Genomic DNA, 19,988 nt, shown 5'->3' on the forward strand with positions numbered 1-19,988 from the left:
GTAGTTTTGATTTCCAGCTTTATCAATCACGTAAACCTTTAAATATGTATTAGCTTTCTGAGTTTTTATTAACTAGCGGGTATTCTCATCGGGGAAAATGTTAAACCTTTAACAAAGACCGCTTTTGAATATGGAGCAGATACCGTGTATGTCTATGATCAACCTCTCTTTAAGCATTACCGGACCGAAACCTACATGAAGGCGCTGCTAGAGTGCAGTGATAAATATAAACCGGAAATTATCCTCTATGGGCCACCTCAACGGGAAAAGACCTGGCAAGTGCAGTGGCCACCGACCTACCGACAGGGTTGACGGCGGATCCGACGGAGCTGGATGTGGAAGAGGAAACGGGGTTACTCCTTGCGAGTAGGCCGGCGTTTGGCGGAAATATTATGGCGACCATTTTATGTAAAAAATACAGGCCGCAAATGGCGACCGTACGCGCCAAGGTCATGAAGGCGCTGATCCCAGAGGTGGGGAGAATAGGAAAGGTCATCGAAGAAACCGTCTCACTAAAGGATGAAGATATCCGGACAAAAGTCTTGGAAATTGTAAAAGAAACGGTTAAGAAGGTAAGAATCGACGAAGCGGACATCGTTGTGGCTGGCGGAAAAGGCTTAGGCAGCTACGAAGGATTTCAGTTAATACACCGGTTGGCGGAAACCCTTGGAGGAGCCGTTGGTGCGAGCAGGGATGTGGTGGAAGCGGGGTGGATTGCCCACCCTCATCAAGTAGGGCAAACCGGTGTGACGGTAACGCCAAAGATTTATTTTGCGATTGGGATTTCTGGTGCGATTCAACATATTGTGGGAATGAAAAATTCTGGTTTAATTATTGCCATTAATAAGGACAAAGAAGCTCCTATTTTTCAGAACTGTCATTATGGAATTGTTGGCGATGCCTTTGAGATCGTTCCTGTCCTAATCGAACAGTTTAAACATGCACTTTCTAGTGACAAGGTGATGAAGTAAGTTAGGGCTGAATTATTACCATTATTCCTCTGTCATTCGTGAGTGAATTCTTCCATGAGGCTTCTGCTAGCGTTTAGCCTTTCGGATTAACAATATTTGTTTAACCTCCAAAGGCCTTAGAAAATTTCATTTAATCGCTTACACTTTTTTCTTTACTTCACTAAGGAGTAAAGCTTTTTTTTATGCTATAATTAGTATCAGATAATAATACTAACTAATAGGTTTTGGTCCTGTTAAGCAAAATAAATACGCCTAAACTGGAGATAATACTATGTTTATAAATACCAAATTAAAGTCACAAAGTGTCTCTGACTATTTTAAGTCACTGGGTATCAAGAACTGCTTTACCAAAGAAGACTTTTGGAGGCACGTAACCGAGGTTGACTCCTTCTTGGCTAAGGAACTCCAACCCACTATGGACCGCAAACTAAAAGGGAATCTTTATGAAGTGAAAAACCGAACACTGCCCTTCAGTTTGGCAGTAGAATCATGGACGATGAATTTCCATCAGTCCTTGCTTAACTGGATCAGTCAGCAAACTCATTTAAAGCCGAAGCGGATTTTGGAAATTGGCTGTGATAATGGGTTGCTGTCTTGCTGGTACGCCACGATTTTTCCAGATGCGGAGATCGTTGGCATTGAACAGTGTGGAAATGGAATTCAATGTGCACAGCAGTTGGCCATGCAGCAAGGGCTTAATAACGTGAGTTTTTACCAAATGGATTTTATGGAGGTAACTGAGCACTTTTCCCTGAATTCTTTTGATTTAATCATTTCATCACGGACCTTTCATGAGATCATGGGGCCTATCATGATTTCAAACTATTGGTCACTTCTAGAGTACGTGAAGGAGAATCCAACCTATGGTGACAGTCGTTATTTAGAAATAGTCCATCGTTTGTTAACGGAGGATGGATTGTATCTCTCTTGTGAACAATTGAAAAATTCCGCAGATCTCGGAAGGTGGGCGAATGTGCTTCAGGATGCTGGTTTCCATATTCAATGGGATGACAGTGGTACCATCGAATACCATGAAATAGGAGTAGATAGGCTGTCTCCTGTGATTGTGGCGACAAAAAGGGAGACCAGTCTCGAAACCTTGGAAGGTATGGAACACCTATATACGAAAGGTTACCCACTTGTATTTGAGGAGGGTAGGTCCTATAAAGGAGGGACAGCGGAGTTTGCTTATCAACGGCTGGGGGAGAAAACATTCTTCTCAGGGATTCAATTGAAAGTGACGAACCATTGGCATGTGTTTCGACTTGAGCTTTGGGAGACAGATAGGTTTTTGCTTGTCTATAACTATGGAAATATGGGGTATCATGAATTGGATATTTTACCTGCCTGCGCATATGAAGAGGCACACCGGTTGATGGAGGAGGCGGTCGGGGAGTTCGGTCACCTTGGTCAGCTTGTAAGGTATCACAACCTGGATGAACGACCAGAATAGCAGCTAATTGGTTTTTATTCCCAGTTTAATGGAAAACAGTACTTGCTATATCCAAAATTTACAGGTAGTTTCCAAATGGTAGGGATGATATATTGTTTGTACCAGTTCTTTAGGGAACTCAGTCCAACAATCACACTGAGAACGGGTCAGGGCGGGAGCGCAGCAGCCATAACTAGTGAAATTGTGTGGGCTAGTACATAACGATGGTTTTTAAGCTAAACTGACATAAGTTTAGCTTTTTCCTATTCCCGCTTCATTCATTTTATATAATTTTCCCATAAATTAACTATAACCCAAAAGAGCACAGTGTCCATTTAATGTCTATTAATTCAGAAGCAGTTAAAACCCTATCTATTTGATGTTAGAATCTGATTATCCGACCACTTAATTAAATAATTAAAGACCGCCATACTAAAAGCATTATAGCCTTCTGCAGTTAAATGGATGCCGTCATCGCTGATTAAATTAATCGAATCACCTGCTTTTTTAATTGCCGTTCTAACATCAATTTTGGGTACCTTTAACTCATCTGCCAATTTATTTAAATGGTAGTTATACATTCCATGCCAGTGTTGAATGCCCCCCAATTTACCGATCCAGTTCCCAATAGAAGGGCTATATTGGGTGGAAATGGTCTGATAATATCTGACTGGGTCTAATGGGGGTAAGGTTGCTATGATTGGTATAATACCACCTTCTCGCATTTTTTTAACAATTTCACTGATATTCGCTAAATACCGTTGGAGAGAAACGATTGCTTGGTGTTCCTCCTTGGGTTTTTCGATAATTTCATTCCAGTTAAAATTGCAGTCGTTTCCGCCAACTTCAATAATCGTATAATCGGGATGTTCATTAAGTACATCCTTTTCTAGTCTTGACAACATTAAATCAGAGTTATCATTAAAAACTCCTTTGTTAATAACGGTAACATCATTTTCTTCCTGCTGATTAAATAACTCTTGTAAGAAAGCAGGATAGTTTTCCTTCAGGATTCGCAATCTCCCTTTTACTACGGAGACCCCACGTGTTAGACTATCGCCAAAACAAATAATTTTCACTTATATCACCATTCTTAGGCGGATTTTTCTTTTAATATAACATCTTCATAAAATGAATAATAATTACATTCGTCATCTTTTTGATAAAAATTAAAAAGGGGACAGACTTTTTGTCACATTTTTGGGGTTAGCGAACTTCAACAATAACCCCATTGTAGATACAAGTTATTTTTTAAAAGTTATCAGAAAGCAGTTTAAAACTCTAACATTAGATATTGGGATAAAAGCTGCTTTTCTATCCAAGGTTCTTTTAAATTGTAAGTAAATAGAGTGCTTGGCACTTTTTTTAACTCTCCAACGGGGACTGAATCCATTTCTCCCAAATAGCGGTGTCACCGCCTGAGTTTAGTAGTATTTTGTCGAAAATAAAAAGAATTCAGTAACCATTCAACAATTTTTGGTAAGTGCACTCTTTTGTATTCTAATGTAATAATTGGTCCCTAAATAGTAGAAAACAAAAAAGTTGAAGAAAGAAGTCCAAAATTAACTTTTATATCGGTTAATCTTGGACTTTTTCTGTGCCTGAAATTCAATTTTTGTAATACATTACTGATATAATCTGAAACGAAATCATAAATCATATGGTAAAATAATACTATAGTTAGATTAATATAACCGGGGGAAATAACAAATGGAGAAACAACCATCCTATTTTTATCAATTTCTTGAACCGATGTCAAAAGAGCTAGCCTTAGTTGCAAATGAACTTGAAAATAGTATTTTCAGTAGCCCGCGGACAATGCTTACCCATGCAAGGATATTTGTAGAAAATATTTTAAAACAGGTCATTCGAGCAGAAAAATTGCCGGATGAGCAATGGTCAAATATAAAAGACCGTATCGATATACTAAATGTAAACGGTTATATAAAACCCGATATTCGAGATGCACTTCATTATGTTCGACAAATCGGTAACCAAGCAGCACATGATACTCGGACGTTTCGTTTTTCAGAAGCGTTATTATCTTGGGAATCTATCTATAAAATCGTTAAATGGTACGTAGAGGTATATGGTTCATTAGATTTTACGGTTCCAAGTTATCAAGACCCATCACCACAGGTGAAACAATCGTTTGACATAGTAGAAATACAAGAGCGGCTCAAATCGTTGGAAAAACTTCTTATTGCATCAACTGAAAAACAACAAGGTAAGCAAGGAGAAGGGGATGCAGGAAAGTCTACAGAAGGTTTTTCACCTAAATCAGAACAGCCGGGTTTTACACCTATTCGTACACTTATCTATAAAGGAAAAGAACTTGAAGTTCCATACTTCTTACGAGATGCATTTCTATTGCCTCAGCGATTTGCCATTTCTGAGACCTTTCTCATTAGACTTGGGGCAGAGCAGCAAGCGCGAATTATGAGTGAATTACCAAACAATCTAGAAGGATTGCATAAACATGTAAAACGATATAATGAAAAAAATGATGAAACCTTCTTTCAAGAACTAAAAGTATTTTTTGAGGAGGAGAAAATACGGAGACAACTTTCACTGGAACGGACAGGGGAACTCTTCTACTTCTATAAAGCTGATTACATAATCGTAACGGAAGAATTATCACAAATACCCCTTACCGCTGCTGAGTTCACAGGAATACCGAGCCTTTTGAGGCAGCTTAATGAAGATCAAATTGAAACAGTTGGACAGCTGCCAAAGGAGCTTGTTATTTTGGCTAAGTATTCAAATGTAGGAATCGGGACTGTGCAAAAGTTATTTGATCAATTAAAGGAAAAACAACAAAGTAGTAAAGTTCCTGAGCCTGTAACATCTCAATTTTAATGATTTGATAATTGATTTATGAGCTTCATCGAGGAGTTTCACAAAGTAATTAAGAGGATAGTGCCGACCACAAGACCTGTGGGCGGTTCGATTCCCACGCAGTCACGCCATACATATTTGAATCTAACCTATCATCTTTTCAAATCTCTAAACGATTAGCAGGATTTATTTTGAAAATGATTGAAAATAGAATATAGGGAAAAATGAATAGAAATCTTTGAATAAACAGGTGATTCAACTTATGAAAATATTACCTGCGGAACGGGATGAACTGGAACGAAAAGGAATGAAATGGCTACTATTAACCAATCAAGTGCCCATTTTAAAAATAGTCTATCCTCCATCCAAAATGCACCGGTGGAACAATCTGAGGGAATTAGGAGGTATAACGTTTTGGTAGATTTGTTCATAAAGGAGTCAATTGTTTCAGATATAATCCATCCAAACCATACTAAATAAGCCATAAAAAGTTCCCCAGCTTAAATTTTGCAGGGGAACTTTTTTGTAATATAGATAAGAAAATTTGGGGTCTACCGCAGCCTTCAAAACTGCTTGAGACCTGCGTGCCAGAATTCTAGTGACAGTCCCCCGGTAAACTAAAGCTTTAACGCGCCGGGGGACTGACCCCATTTTTCCATTTTTGCGAAGCATGAGAACCGTCCCCCTGCTCCCTATCCTAAAAACTCAGAAATGCTATGAAATATAATATAGATGATTACTCCACTCACAAAAGAGATGGGAATGTTTCTGTTGGTGATTTTATTGGTCATTGGTAGTAAGGCGGTTCCGCCGAGGTAGAGGAATATGCCTGCGATTATGGCAATTGGAATGGCTAGAGCCTTTTCGTTTATCTCTATGAAATAAGATAACAAAATGGACATTCCAACACCTAACCACATAAATAGGCCTTGATATAACAGATTAATAACGGTTTTTTTATGATTTTGAGTTATGGCTAACACCGATGCGGCATAGGTGATTCCTTCAGGGATTTTATGTAGAACCAATGCAAAGGAAACCATTATTCCTAAATTGACACTAATAGAATAACTAACGCCGATGGATAAACCCTCAAGGAAATTATGAAGAGACATACCCAATGAGATTCCTAGCATGGAACCGTCATCGAATTCGTTGTTCCCTTTCCCTTTTTTTGATGCCTTTGACAAATAGGAAACAAGGTACATGAAAATAAGACCCAGCATGATAAAAAGACTGCTATTTTTTAGTTCAGCTTGAGTTTCTGGAATTAAATCAAGGATTGCTATAGACAACAACAAGCCGGCACTCATGGCAGCTATAGCGAGAACACTAGTTTGAGACCAGTTTTTCTTGATTAAAACAATCATGCCACCCAATATATAAGCAACAGACGAAATGAAAACAACGATAAACAGGACAATACTCATACATATTCCTCCAAGTTAGTTTGTGGAAGCATGGGGACGGTTCTCTTGCTTCTTTTTACTCCCTTCACCTAAAGGTATGATTTTAAAACAGGAGAATTGTCACAGACACTAAAAAAAAGACCAGATTCATGAGAATCCGGCCAAACCATAAAAAGACATTAAACAAGTTATATTTAATTACGAGAAGTTCCACATTATATGGTATTTCCTTCAATCAACTTGTAATCTACCATATTTTGTACTGGGACCGTTTCTCCTTGAATTTGTTTTAACAGTAATTCTACTGCCTTTGATCCGATGACATCTTCATCCTGTTTGATATGAGTGAAAATCATATCATTATACAACCATCCGGGATGGTCGAAGCAAGCAATGGCGTAATCATCCGGAATCGATTTTCCGAGGGATTTCAGTACTTGTGCAAGTACACAGGCGATTTCATACTCACAAGCAATAAATGCCGTTACATGAGAATTTTCCTGAATGAAATTCCGCAGCTTGATCTGATCCTCGAAAAACTCAGCTGATCGATCAAAAGTCGGCAATGTACTGAACATATCGGCTAAGATATAGCTCGGATTTACGGCAATCCCCTTTTGTAAATAAGCTGTTTTAAACCCTTGGATTCTCTCTTCGATTGAGGAGGTATATTCCTCTGGAGGTGAAACAAAAGCAATATGCTCATGTCCGCGAGTAAACAGAAATTCTGTTAGACTTTGAGCCGCGGTATGATTATCAGTATAAACGGCGCAGGCTGGTATTCCTTTTAAATATCTGTCGATTAAGACGAGTGGAAATCCCTCCAGAACCAATCGCAGTAAGCTTGTTGTGTAATGATGCCCATGGACAGGAAAAATAATGATCCCTTTCACCTGCTGCTGGACCATTGTATTGATGGCATCTTCCTCCTCTTCCTGGCTTCCATATGTCACCTTAACTAATAAGTTAAACTTCAATTCCGAGCAACGTTTCTCAATAATACTCAGTATTTGCCTGCCAAAGCAATCCCTAAAGAATTCGGGAATGATTAGTCCTATTAACTCATTCATTTCTTGAATTAGATGATCCCTTTGTTCCGAATTAGTCTTAGGACTAATGGCTCCAAAATCCGGAAGTGTATTAGATACAAAGGAGCCTTTGCCGCGGATGCGCTCAATAGCCCCAATTTGCACTAATTTCTCAAGCGCTTTTTTAGAAGTTATTCGACTGACCTGATATTGGTCGGCCAATTCTTTCTCAGTGGGAACCTGATCCCTTGGTTTCAATTGACCAGTCTCAATCTGGTTTAGCAAGTTAAGGTAAATTTTTTCATACAATGGAGTTTCCATATATCTCATCCTTAATAAGTTGGTATATTTAATATATCATATAGTACAAATTATTTCAATGTAGTTTCATATTTTTACATTGGTATCCCTATTTTTCTTAAAGAAATAGACATATTTAATGCATTCAATAAAAAAACAATCAACTAGAGCTTGAATAGTAATACGAAAATGCTATCTATTTACATTTTATAGTACTTTTGGATTGTTTTTGTGTGAATAGAAAGAAAATTCAAATGATATATTGACATGTACTTAATATATCAATTAAGATATTGATATATTAAGTTAGTAAATTATGTTAAGGGAGGGATTAAGTACCAGGTGAGAGTAATCATCCATTTTTTTAAATCAAAATTGTAACCGTTTTCTTTAATGAAAATAAGCGTAAAAGGGGAGAGATTTATGAAAAAGAAGATGTTGAAGAAGATTGCGGCTGTTTCGATTATCACCGGCAGTGTTTTAGTAAGTTCAGCGTGTTCAAATCAAAGCACATCCTCCAACAGCAGTGATAAGCAAGAAATCAAAATTACCTACCGATCAGGAGGAGGAACAAACAAAGGGTTAACTGATTGGCTTAATAAAGAGATCATACCGCAATTTGAAAAGGACCACCCAAAGGTAGATGTTCAGCTTGCACCGCTTAATGTTTCAGAGGGTGATTATTTTGCCAAAATTGCCTTAATGCTGAAATCCCCAAATACGGCACCTGACATCGTCACAGAGGATACCTTTATGGTCAATTCAGATGCGAGTGCAGGCTATTTAGAGCCTCTTGATAATAAGATCAAGGACTGGAGTGATTGGAGCAACTTTAATGACAGCGTTAAAAAGGGTGTAATTGCTCAGGACGGAAAAATTTATGGGGTGCCATATAACACCGATTCCCGGGGACTTTGGTATAACAAGGATCTATTCCAAAAAGCGGGTCTTCCAGTTCCATGGGAACCTAAAGACTGGGATGATATCCTTCAAGCGGCTCGAACTATAAAAGAAAAGGTGCCTGGTGTCACACCATTATGGATGAACTCAGGTAAAGCCACAGGGGAAGCAACGTCGATGCAAACTTTTGAAATGCTGCTATATGGTACGGAAACACCTCTATATGATACCGATTCGAAAAAGTGGATTGTAAAAAGCCAAGGGCTAACGGATTCATTCAACTTTATTCATACGGTCTATAAGGAGAAGCTGGGGCCGAATCTTTCCCAGGTACTAAATGGGCAGGGAGGTTCCATGGCATACCAGCAATTAATGCCTCAAGGAAAGCTTGCCATCGGATTGGATGGATTCTGGCAGGCAGGCACTTGGGGGGAAACGGGTGCTGCACCTTGGCCTGAAGCCTTCAAGACGTTAGGGTTTGCACCAATGCCGACTGAACATGGACAGGCTCCTGGAACCACATCCATGTCCGGTGGATGGGCTCTTGCTATTCCAAAAAATTCACATGATAAAGATGTAGCATGGGAGTTTATTAAATTTGCTTCAAGTAAAGAAAACAATCTTGGGCTCCTATCGAAAGAAAGGAATTTGACTCCGCGTACTGATGTTGCACAAGAACAAAAGTATCAAGAAATCCCAATGTTTAAAGAAGCCACTGACTTTTTGAAATTTACGCATTTCCGCCCAGCAGTTGATAAATATCCAACTGTATCGACTCAAATACAAACCCTTGTCGAAGACGTTGTATCAGAAAGAATAACACCAAATCAGGCTGCAAAGCAGTATCAGATCAATGTCACAAAAATTGTCGGTTCAGATAATGTAATCGAAAAATAGTCGTATAGGTATGCAAGGCTACCTTGTAATACCCTAAAAAGGTAGCCTTTAACATAAATAATAGGACGGGGTGTGAAATGAATACAAATACGGTTGTCTCACCAACAGTCACTATCAAGCAGAAAACGAAAAAGAATCATACGCTGCTGAAATCGGTTCTCTTTTTGTTTCCGGCATGGATCCTATTGCTTGTCTTTTTTGTTGGTCCTATTTTACTGACTTTTTATTTTGCGTTTACGAATCTTACTTTAACAGGTACAGCGGCTAAGAGTGTTCAGTTTATCGGTTTTCAAAACTTTATAACGATGTTTCAAGATCCGAATTTCCGGATTAGTGTGGTAAAAACGATTGTGTTCTTGCTTTTTTCTGCCGTCATTGGCCAGCAGGTTTTGGGGTTTATTCTGGCTGTCCTAATGAAGGAGAAAAACACAACATTTCGCCGGATCATTGGCATTATTGTCATTGCCGGCTGGGTAACTCCTGAAATCGTGGTTGCTTTTTGTTGGGTGGCATTTTTAAGTGATAACGGAACATTAAATATGCTCCTTCAGCATATTGGTTTAAAACAAGTTACATGGCTTTATACCTTTCCGATGGTCAGTGTGGTAGTCGCTAATATCTGGCACGGAACTGCTTTTTCGATGCTGGTTTTCCAGGCAGCCTTGGATGATGTTCCGAAAAGTGTGGAAGAAGCAGCGATGGTAGATGGAGCTTCCCGTTTTCAAGTCTTGTTCCGTATCGTTCTGCCGATGGTGAAGGGATCCATTGTTACTAATATGATTCTAGTAACCTTGCAAACGTTAGGGGTGTTTACGTTAATTTTTGCTATGACAGGCGGCGGTCCTGGAACATCGACACAAACTCTTCCTATTTATATGTATAACCAGGCATTTGTAAATTACCAACTTGGCTATGGAACGGCCATATCATTAATTCTGCTCCTCATTGGTATTTGTGCGAGCTTGTTTTATATCCGGTCCATGAAGGTCGATGTTTAAGGGGGGAGTTAGAAGTGAACCGTTACAAAACTGAAAAAGTTGTGCCATACATCATTTTAACGATTATTGGTATTTTGTTTCTCATCCCGCTTTTATGGGTACTGTTTGCCTCTTTTGATCCTAATGCTCAGCAAGCATTGAAAATGCCCAGTTCCTTTACGGTGAAGAATTTCACTTCCATCTTAACGAATCCAGCCAACCTTCGTTCGTTTGGAATCGGGTTATTTATCTCATTTGGACAATCCGTGCTGATTGTCGTTGTGGCCATCATGGCAGCCTATCCACTATCACGGTATGCTTTGAAATTTAAAAAGCCATTCATGTATTCCATTTTGTTCATGACAGCTTTGCCGATTACGGCAGTCATGGTGCCTGTCTATCAGCTCTTTCTTTATCTCAATATACAGGATTCTCTTATCGGGACGATTTTGTTTTTAACGGCATCCGGGTTGCCATATGCGATTTGGATGATGAAAAACTTTATGGATTCTGTGCCATTGGAATTAGAAGAATCCGCGTGGATCGATGGTGCATCCGTTTGGGCAGGTTTAAGAAAAGTGGTTGCACCCTTGATGATTCCTGGAATTTGCACGGTCGCGATCTTTACCTTTTCCGGAAGTTGGGGAAACTTTTTCGTTCCGTACATTTTAATCCAATCACCAGATAAATTTCCGGCCTCAGTCACAATTTTTCAGTTCTTTGGTAATTTTGGAATGATTGAATACGGAAAGCTTGCCGCTTTCTCGATGCTTTATACAATGCCTTCTGTCATTTTATATATGTTTTCGCAACGATTTATGTCCCAAGGTTTCAGTCTAGGTGGAGCTTCCAAAGGATAATCACTATTTAAAGGAGTGTTTGATATGTTTTGGACAATGGAAAAGCTAGAGAGAAGGATACAAGAACTAGATTCCTATCGTTATAGAAATATTCTGCCAGTGGCAGCGTTTCAAGCCCAAGATGATGTGGAAGGAAAAATTGCCGAAAAACCTCGTGAGGATGGGCCATGGAGGACGATGAATGTAGGGGATCGATGGGAAGGACGAGATCAATACATTTGGCTCAAAACGCTCCTGCCGATTCCTGAACAATGGGGTACTGAAACCATTGTTGGCGTGTTTGATTTCGGAAAAACAGGCGGTGGTAATAATTCAGGGTTTGAGTCCCTGCTCTACGTAAATAGAGAGCCGTATCAAGGAGTCGACATGAACCATCAGGAAGTATTTTTGGATGGAAGTACTGCAGGTACCACCATTGAAATGTGTTTCCGACTTTGGTCAGGGCTCGAAGGCGGAGGTAAACCGACCCTGCAGGAACATCAGTTGAAAACGGCTTTTATCGCCTGCCTGGATGAAAAGGTTGATGATCTTTATTACACCGCAAGGGCGGCACTCGCCACCATAGAGTATCTACAGGAAAATCAGCCGGAAAGGCAATCTTTATTAAAAGCCTTAGACAGGGCATTCCTTTTAATTGATTGGTCTGCGCCTGGTTCTGAAGGTTTCTATCATTCCCTTTCTGAAGCGCAAGCCGTTTTAAATGAAGAAATTGAGCAAATTCCGAATAACTACCCTGTAACCGTCACGGCGATTGGACACACCCACATCGATGTGGCTTGGCTCTGGAGGCTGAAACATACTAGGGAAAAAGCGGCCCGCTCGTTTTCAACGGTACTCCGTTTAATGGAGAAATACCCGGATTACGTTTTTTTACAAACACAGCCGCAATTATATGATTATATTAAAAAAGATTATCCTGAGATTTATAAGCAAATTGAAAAACGGGTTCAGGAAGGACGCTGGGAAACAGAAGGCGGAATGTGGCTGGAAGCGGACTGCAATTTAACGTCAGGCGAATCGCTTGTTCGTCAATTACTGTTGGGTACGAAGTTTTTTCGGGAACAATTTGGGAAGGAGTGCGAATATTTGTGGCTTCCGGATGTGTTCGGGTACAGCTGGGCCCTACCGCAAATTTTAGTGAAATCCGGCATTAAGACTTTTATGACAACGAAAATTAGCTGGAGTCAGTATAATCGGATGCCGCATGATACGTTTAAATGGAGGGGGATCGATGGAACGGAGATCTTAACTCATTTTATCACGACACCTGAAGATGACCGCTGGTTCTATACATACAACGGACAGATTACCCCCCGTTCTGTAAAAGGGGTTTGGGAAGCGTATCGTGATAAAGCTGTGAATCAGGAGCTGTTAATTTCCTATGGTTATGGGGACGGTGGAGGCGGTGTTAATCGTGAAATGCTGGAAATGAGAAGAAGATTAGACAAAATGCCAGGCTTGCCGGCTGTTAAGACAGGAAGAGCCGATGAGTTTTTCAAACGCCTTCATGAGACTGTAGACAATACAGATCAATATGTTCATACATGGGATGGAGAGCTCTATCTTGAGTATCACCGCGGTACATATACCTCTCAGGCCTATAATAAACGGATGAACCGTAAAATGGAGCTGATTCTTCGTGAAACAGAATGGCTCAATACCTTGAGCAGTATCCTTTCGGGTTCATGGTCAGCATATCCTGTCCAAGATTTGGAGGAAAGCTGGAAAATTGTCCTGCGGAATCAATTCCATGATATCATTCCTGGTTCATCCATTCACGAGGTTTATGAAGACAGTAAACTGGAATACGCACAAGCCTATGAGCTTGCAGTTAATGCCTGGAAGGAAGCTTCCCAGTCTTTAGGGATAAATGATGGGCAACAATCGTTCTCCATTTATAATTCCTCTTCGTGGCAGCGAAATGATACGGTTACAATTAACACCAATACGACCGGAGATTTATTGTGGAAGAACAAGACAGGGGAAGTGCTCGATGCTCAGCAAACCTCTGATGGGGCATGGCTTGTCAAAGTAGATGAGGTACCATCTCTCGGAAAAAGCTCTATTTTTTATGAAACGGGAACGAATGAGATCACTTCGTCGTTTACGGTATCTGGAAATGGTATTTCGTCCAACTTTTATGAGATTTCATGGAATGAAAATGGTCAGCTGGTAAAAATCTATGACAAGAAAAATCAAAGAAATATTTTAGCACCTAATGCGCGTGGTAATGTGTTCCAAGTCTTTGAAGATAAACCAATGCGATTTGATGCATGGGATATTGATCTTTATTACCAAGAAAAGATGAAAGAGATTTCGGCTTTACAAGAAGTAAACGTCATTGAAAATGGTCCGGTCCGTTGTGTTGTTGAGTTTACATGGGTTTACTCAAACTCAGTGATCAATCAGAAAATGGTCCTGTATGCTGCAAGTCCACGAATCGATTTTGAAACGAAGATTGATTGGCATGATCAAGACCAATTATTGAAGGTCGCTTTTCCTGTTGACATTCGGGCAACTGAGGCAACTTATGATATTCAGTATGGAAATGTAAAACGTCCAACTCATTGGAACACGAGCTGGGATTACGCACGATTTGAATCTGTTGGCCATCAGTGGGCAGACCTTTCTGAAAGAGATTACGGTGTCAGCTTACTCAACGATTGCAAATACGGACATGATATCAAAGATAATGTCATCCGCCTTACATTGTTAAAGTCGGCAACTTACCCTGATGTTGAAGCTGACCAAGGTGAACATTTGTTTACTTATTCGATCCTTCCTCATTCTGGAAGCTGGTATGAAGGAAATACTGTCCGGCAGGCTTGGGAGCTTAATAATCCATTGACCTATGCCGAGGGCCATACACAAAGTGTTTCATTGTTTCATGTTGCGGCTCGGAATGTCATGGTCGATGCCGTTAAAAAAGGAGAAAGCAATGATCATCTGATTATTCGCATGCATGAATTTGCTGGTGCAAGAGGAACAGTGGATGTATCAAGCGAATTCCGCATTGAATCATGGCAGGAATGCGACTTAATGGAAAGAGGTACCTCCGAAGTTAAAGAAAATCAGCCCTTTACATTTGAAATCAAACCTTACGAAATTAAGACTTTTATTGTAAAGTTAAAATAACAGTGTGGGAGCACGGGGACGGTTCTCGTGCTTCTGTTTGGAGCTCGCCGCGTGCTGGGCTCCTCTTGTTATTTTTACATATTGGGGGAATAGCGATGATAGGTGCAATTGAAGCTGGGGGAACCAAGTTTGTTTGTGCTGTAGGCGATAATAATGGCGGGATTAGAGAACGGATGGAGATACCGACAACTGTGCCGGAGGAGACCATCCCGAAGGTGGTTGAGTTTTTTAAACAATTTGAGCTGGATTCGATTGGGATTGGGTCGTTTGGGCCGATTGATGTAAATCAAGATAGTTCAACGTATGGTTATATTACCTCCACTCCTAAAACGGGATGGCGTGATTTTCCATTTGTCCAAGCCTTGAGAGAGTCGTTCGATGTTCCGATTGGCTTTAATACAGATGTGAATGCTGCGGCATTGGCGGAGGTACGATTGGGAGCGGCAAAGGGGCTGGAGAGTTGTTTGTATATCACGGTTGGAACCGGAATTGGGGCCGGGGCTGTTGTTCATGGGAGGATCCTTCAAGGGCTTTCTCATCCGGAGATGGGTCATATTCTTGTGAATCGTCATCCACGTGATTCCTATCAGGGAAAATGCCCTTACCATCAAGCTTGTCTTGAGGGTCTCGCGGCGGGACCCGCGATTGAAGAACGGTGGGGGAGCAAGGGCATCAACCTTGTTGAACGTGCGGAGGTGTGGGATTTAGAGGGATATTACCTAGCTCAAGCTCTCATGTCCTATATTTTAATTCTTTCACCGCAAAAGATAGTTATGGGCGGCGGGGTTATGCACCAGCAGCGAGTATTTTCTTCTATATATAAAAATCTGCCGGAATTTATGAATAGCTATGTTTCTCTACCAGATCTGAAGGATTATATTGTAGCTCCGGGTTTGGGTGATAATGCAGGGATCACTGGGGCGCTTTTGCTTGGGGATATGGCGTTGGGGAATTAACTGGAACACGGCGGGGGAGCATGGGGACGGTATTGCCGGCATTTTTATGACATAAACTTCATAAGAAACCGTGGAAACCGTCCCTGTGGCCCATTTTAAGAAATCTAAATTATTACGGAATGTCTTAATTGCCTTTTCGGCATTATCCCACTATTTTGGTAGTCTACTTCAACCTATTCAGTTAAGGAGAGATTCTCGCAGGGAGTCCCCTGATAGAGTAATGCTATGCCCAGTAAGAACCCCAGTATTTCATTTCTTTTAATATGGTATGTAAGGATTGTCCTTTTTCAGTAAGTGAATATTCAACAGTTACGGGAACTGTAGCGTGAACAGTCCGAATTAAAACACCATTGGATTCTAAATGTCTTACCGTATCGGTTAAGGCCTTTGGACTTATTTTTGAAATAGCTTTTTGTAATTCTCCAAACCGTTTTGTCCCTTCGAATAACTCTCTTAATACAAGAAAAGACCACTTTCCCCCAATTACACTAAGTGCTTTTTCAATGGAACATTCAATCACTAAAGGTTTCGTTTCTTTTACTTCGCTCATAGACTACCTCTTTCTAATTTATAGAAACTATAAATTTAATAGTAATTAATATATAGGTTAGTATAGCAAAAATATTTCAGTGGTTGTTGTTTAAATAAAGAAAACGTATACTTTTTTTGTGTAAGGGTTTTAATCATACATATTGAAAGAGTGGGAGATGAGACCAATGAAATACCGTAAGCTTGGAAAAACAGATTTAAATGTTTCCGTTGTTGGAATCGGAACTTGGCAATATGGCGGCGAATGGGGAAAAGATTTCACACAAAAAGAAGTAGATGAAATCTTAGACAAGGCCAAGGAAATGGGAATTAATTTGATTGATACAGCCGAATGTTACGGTGATCACCTTTCTGAAAAATTTATCGGCAGCTACTTAAAAAATCAAAAAAGGGAGGATTGGCTAATCGCAACAAAATTCGGCCATCATTTCCATGAATCCTTTACCCGTACAAATCATTGGTCCGCTGGGGAAGTAGTTAAGCAGTTAGACGATTCTTTAAGAGCTCTTCAAACAGACTATGTAGACATATATCAATTTCATTCTGGCAGTGATGACGTATTTCAAAATGACGAATTATGGACTGTTTTGGACAAGCAGATCGAGGCAGGGAAAATCCGTCATCTCGGAATTTCCATCGGTTCCAACGAGAATATCTACCAAACCGACTTAGCAACGGAAGTAAATGCCAGTGTGATTCAGGTTGTGTATAATCGGTTAGACCGTAAACCAGAGGAACATGTTTTTCCTTCCTGTGAACGGCAAAATCTTGGGGTCCTGGCTCGGGTTCCATTAGCAAGCGGTTATTTAAGCGGCAAATATAAGCCAGGTGTCGTATTTGATAAAAACGATGTTCGGAATAACCATTTACAAAGTGAAGTTTTAAAACAGCTTAAACTAGTGGAAGAAATTCAACGAAATGAAGTGCCTGAAGGAGTTAATATGGCTCAATGGGCACTTGCCTGGTGCCTAATGCATCCAGCTGTTACGAGTGTAATCCCAGGATGTAAAAATGTAGAACAAGTTGAATTAAATGCACGGGCTGCAGACTTAGAATTAGTATCAGATGAGCATCCACAAGCTGTGTTTAAATAGGGAGGAATTAACATGCCAAAAGTAGTTGTAACAGGTGGTAGCGGCCTTCTTGGTCGAGATGTGATAATAGAATTTTTAAATCATGGGTATGAAGTGGTTAATGCCGATATAAAGCATCCAAAAGAAGCGCTTTGTAAAACAGTGATTACAGACTTAACAAAGCTTGGCGAAGTTTATGGCGTCTTAGCAGGAGCTGATGCGGTTGTACATCTGGCAGCTATACCAGTTGCCTACTCCCATCCAAACGAAGTAACATTCCAAAATAATGTGATGAGTACTTATAATATTTTAGAAGCAGCAGGGACTTTAGGGATTAAAAAGGCGGTTATCTCCTCGAGTGAATCGTCCTATGGTATTTGTTTTTCTAAGCAAAATTTAGCACCGAAATATGTACCAATCGATGAGGAACACCCACAGCTGCCTGAAGAAAGTTATGGGTTATCGAAAATCGTAAATGAGAAAACTGCTGATATGATTCACCAAAGAACGGGTATGCAGGTTGTATCTATGAGGTTAGGAAATGTAATCTCGCCTGAGATGTATAAAAATTTCCCTAGTTTTATACATAAGCCTGAATTACGAAAAACGATTCTTTGGAGCTACATTGACACAAGAGACGCAGCAGCAGCTTATCGTTTAGCAGTTGAAACAGACGGACTAGGTTCAGTTCCTCTATGTATTGCTGCGGATGATTCGAGTATGGATATTGAGAGCATGCAGCTTATGGAAACATGTTTTCCAGAAGTGAAAGATTTCCGCAGTGATTTGACAGGATTTCAATCATTGTTAAGTAACGAAAAGGCTAAAAAGCTATTAAATTGGAAGCCTGTTCATCAGTGGAGAAATTATGTAGAGTTATAATTAATAATTTTCTATAAAATGGAAAAGGAGAGAGATATGTTGACAAAAAATTTACTAAGTACTACTACGTTAAATAATGGTGTAAAAATGCCTTGGCTGGGGTTCGGTGTTTTCAAAGTACAAGAAGGAGAGGAAGTAGTTAATTCAGTAAAGACTGCCCTTGAGGTCGGGTATAGAAGCATTGATACTGCTGCTATTTATCGAAACGAAGAGGGAGTAGGCAAAGCTATAGCTGAATCGAACGTACCTCGTGAAGAGTTATTTGTAACAACTAAGCTCTGGAACGGCGATCAAGGCTATGAATCTACCTTGGCGGGTTTTGAAACAAGTTTGAACAAATTAGGTTTAGACTATTTAGACCTTTATTTAATTCACTGGCCAGTACCTTCTAAAGGATTATATGTTGAGACATGGAAAGCGCTTGAGAAGCTTTACAAGGATGGACGCATCCGCGCCATTGGAGTAAGTAATTTCAATGTTAACCATCTCGAAGACCTTCTTGCAAACTGCGAAATTAAACCGATGGTTAACCAAGTGGAATACCATCCAGTCTTTAATCAAAAGGAATTACATGATTTTTGTAAAAAGAATGAAATCCAGCTTGAAGCATGGTCCCCCCTTATGCAAGGCGGACTTCTTAACGACACAGTCTTAGTTGAGATTGCAAACAAGTACAATAAGTCTACTGCTCAAGTGATCCTGCGCTGGGATATCCAAACAGGCGTCGTGTCTATTCCAAAATCAATCAAACCACATCGTATTGCTGAAAATGCGGATATCTTTGATTTTGAACTTACACAAGAAGATTTAAATCAAATAAGCACTCTTAATCAGAATAAGCGTCAGTTCGGTGACCCTGAAGTAATCGGCAGAGATTAATAGGAGGGAACTCTAAATGGAACAGCAAGTAGTCGTCATAACAGGTGCAACAAGAGGAATCGGCCGTAACACTGCTTTATTTTTTGCGAAAAAAGGATTTTCCGTGGTTGGAACTGGCAGAGATTCCGAAAAATTAAAAGAAGTTCAAACAGAGCTTGAGAAATTTTCTTCAGATCATTCGATGTTTTCTATGGATGTCACAAAGCAAGCGGAGGTCCAACTAGTAGTAGAAAATGTAATGGAAAAATATGGGCGAATTGATGTTTGGATTAATAATGCCGGTGCATTCATGGCCATTGGTCCTACTTGGGAAGTGAATCAAGAAGATTGGATTACTGATGTCTCTACCAACTTATTTGGAACTTTTCACTGTGTCCATGCAGTGGTCCCTGTCATGTTAAACCAAGGATTTGGAAGGATTATTAATCTAGTGGGCGGCGGAACGATTGGTGCATTTAAATATGGTAATGGCTATGGAACCTCCAAAACAGCGATTGCCAGATTAACAGAAAACCTAGTGGAAGAGTTAGCGGAAACTCCGATCAAAGTATTTGCATTAGATCCAGGCCTAAACGATACAGACATGACACGTTACCAGCGATATACAGGAGTAGGTCAAACGTATTTAACTGGCATCGAGTCATTATTCGAGCAAAACATTGATGTACCGCCGCATCAAGCACCACAGTATGCCTATTATATGGCGGCAGGGGAACTAGATGAGTATGTCGGTCGAGTCGTATCCGTTTATGATGATTTAGAGCAATTAAAAACAGTTGCTGCTAACGCAAGTGATTCCGACTTCTATAAACTGCGGTTAAAGAAATAAGTTCAAGTATTATATTTTAAGGAAACGCAGATTTATCTTTGATACCGAAGATAGATCTGCGTTTTTTTCAATA

The 19,988-nt window shown here is 40.0% G+C and carries 16 protein-coding genes and 1 pseudogene; 12 read left to right on the forward strand and 5 right to left on the reverse strand.

Annotated features, from left to right (window positions below; all coding sequences use genetic code 11):
• The first annotated feature begins 81 nt into the window (after nucleotides 1–81).
• A pseudogene (locus J7E67_RS03695) lies at nucleotides 82–971 on the forward strand (electron transfer flavoprotein subunit alpha/FixB family protein).
• Between the two features lie 271 nt (nucleotides 972–1,242).
• Nucleotides 1,243–2,424 (forward strand): class I SAM-dependent methyltransferase, encoded by a 1,182-nt coding sequence (locus tag J7E67_RS03700; protein WP_214731025.1) that lies wholly within the window; start codon nucleotides 1,243–1,245, stop codon nucleotides 2,422–2,424.
• Nucleotides 2,425–2,771: 347 nt separating this feature from the next.
• On the opposite strand, the gene J7E67_RS03705 is transcribed toward J7E67_RS03700, so the two are convergent.
• The gene (locus J7E67_RS03705) at nucleotides 2,772–3,482 is read right to left on the reverse strand and encodes an SGNH/GDSL hydrolase family protein (protein ID WP_214731028.1); all 711 of its coding nucleotides are present in this window, start codon (nucleotides 3,480–3,482) and stop codon (nucleotides 2,772–2,774) included.
• Between the two features lie 631 nt (nucleotides 3,483–4,113).
• Between J7E67_RS03705 and J7E67_RS03710 the strand changes: the two genes are divergently transcribed.
• A complete protein-coding gene (locus tag J7E67_RS03710) occupies nucleotides 4,114–5,262 on the forward strand; it encodes a DUF4145 domain-containing protein (protein WP_214711667.1) in 1,149 nt (382 codons plus the stop codon).
• 239 nt (nucleotides 5,263–5,501) lie between these two features.
• Here J7E67_RS03710 and J7E67_RS03715 read toward each other — a convergent pair whose 3' ends face one another.
• The 3 genes from J7E67_RS03715 to J7E67_RS03725 form a co-directional block, all read right to left on the reverse strand.
• Entirely contained in the window at nucleotides 5,502–5,726 is a 225-nt protein-coding gene (locus J7E67_RS03715) for a hypothetical protein (RefSeq protein ID WP_214711665.1), read from the reverse strand.
• 207 nt (nucleotides 5,727–5,933) lie between these two features.
• Nucleotides 5,934–6,671, reverse strand: a complete 738-nt coding sequence (locus tag J7E67_RS03720; RefSeq protein WP_214711663.1) for a ZIP family metal transporter — start codon at nucleotides 6,669–6,671, stop codon at nucleotides 5,934–5,936.
• Nucleotides 6,672–6,865: 194 nt separating this feature from the next.
• Nucleotides 6,866–7,999, reverse strand: a complete 1,134-nt coding sequence (locus J7E67_RS03725; RefSeq protein ID WP_214711661.1) for a GntR family transcriptional regulator — start codon at nucleotides 7,997–7,999, stop codon at nucleotides 6,866–6,868.
• Nucleotides 8,000–8,401: 402 nt separating this feature from the next.
• Between J7E67_RS03725 and J7E67_RS03730 the strand changes: the two genes are divergently transcribed.
• From J7E67_RS03730 to J7E67_RS03750, 5 genes are all read left to right on the forward strand, one after another.
• Nucleotides 8,402–9,775 (forward strand): extracellular solute-binding protein, encoded by a 1,374-nt coding sequence (locus J7E67_RS03730; RefSeq protein ID WP_251026551.1) that lies wholly within the window; start codon nucleotides 8,402–8,404, stop codon nucleotides 9,773–9,775.
• Nucleotides 9,776–9,852: 77 nt separating this feature from the next.
• Nucleotides 9,853–10,773, forward strand: a complete 921-nt coding sequence (locus J7E67_RS03735) for a carbohydrate ABC transporter permease (RefSeq protein WP_214711659.1) — start codon at nucleotides 9,853–9,855, stop codon at nucleotides 10,771–10,773.
• A 14-nt stretch (nucleotides 10,774–10,787) separates the two neighbouring features.
• Complete coding sequence (locus J7E67_RS03740; protein ID WP_214711657.1) at nucleotides 10,788–11,612, forward strand: carbohydrate ABC transporter permease; 825 nt, start codon at nucleotides 10,788–10,790, stop codon at nucleotides 11,610–11,612.
• 24 nt (nucleotides 11,613–11,636) lie between these two features.
• Complete coding sequence (locus J7E67_RS03745; RefSeq protein WP_214731030.1) at nucleotides 11,637–14,747, forward strand: alpha-mannosidase; 3,111 nt, start codon at nucleotides 11,637–11,639, stop codon at nucleotides 14,745–14,747.
• A gap of 95 nt (nucleotides 14,748–14,842) precedes the next feature.
• Nucleotides 14,843–15,703 carry an ROK family protein gene (locus tag J7E67_RS03750; protein ID WP_214711653.1) on the forward strand — a complete coding sequence of 287 codons (861 nt, stop codon included), beginning with the start codon at nucleotides 14,843–14,845 and terminating at the stop codon, nucleotides 15,701–15,703.
• A 223-nt stretch (nucleotides 15,704–15,926) separates the two neighbouring features.
• Here the strand turns inward: J7E67_RS03750 and J7E67_RS03755 are convergent, their stop codons facing one another.
• Nucleotides 15,927–16,253, reverse strand: a complete 327-nt coding sequence (locus tag J7E67_RS03755) for a winged helix-turn-helix transcriptional regulator (RefSeq protein WP_214711651.1) — start codon at nucleotides 16,251–16,253, stop codon at nucleotides 15,927–15,929.
• Between the two features lie 166 nt (nucleotides 16,254–16,419).
• Here J7E67_RS03755 and J7E67_RS03760 point away from each other — a divergent pair, with 166 nt between their 5' ends.
• Genes J7E67_RS03760 through J7E67_RS03775 form a run of 4 tightly spaced genes read left to right on the forward strand, consistent with a single transcriptional unit; the run spans nucleotide 16,420 to nucleotide 19,915 of the window.
• Nucleotides 16,420–17,346 carry an aldo/keto reductase gene (locus J7E67_RS03760; protein WP_214731032.1) on the forward strand — a complete coding sequence of 309 codons (927 nt, stop codon included), beginning with the start codon at nucleotides 16,420–16,422 and terminating at the stop codon, nucleotides 17,344–17,346.
• Nucleotides 17,347–17,358: 12 nt separating this feature from the next.
• A complete protein-coding gene (locus J7E67_RS03765; protein ID WP_214711647.1) occupies nucleotides 17,359–18,207 on the forward strand; it encodes an NAD-dependent epimerase/dehydratase family protein in 849 nt (282 codons plus the stop codon).
• 36 nt (nucleotides 18,208–18,243) lie between these two features.
• Entirely contained in the window at nucleotides 18,244–19,086 is an 843-nt protein-coding gene (locus J7E67_RS03770; RefSeq protein WP_214711645.1) for an aldo/keto reductase, read from the forward strand.
• A gap of 16 nt (nucleotides 19,087–19,102) precedes the next feature.
• A complete protein-coding gene (locus J7E67_RS03775) occupies nucleotides 19,103–19,915 on the forward strand; it encodes an SDR family oxidoreductase (protein ID WP_214711643.1) in 813 nt (270 codons plus the stop codon).
• Nucleotides 19,916–19,988 lie beyond the last annotated feature (73 nt).

This window comes from Bacillus sp. ISL-46 (assembly GCF_018613205.1).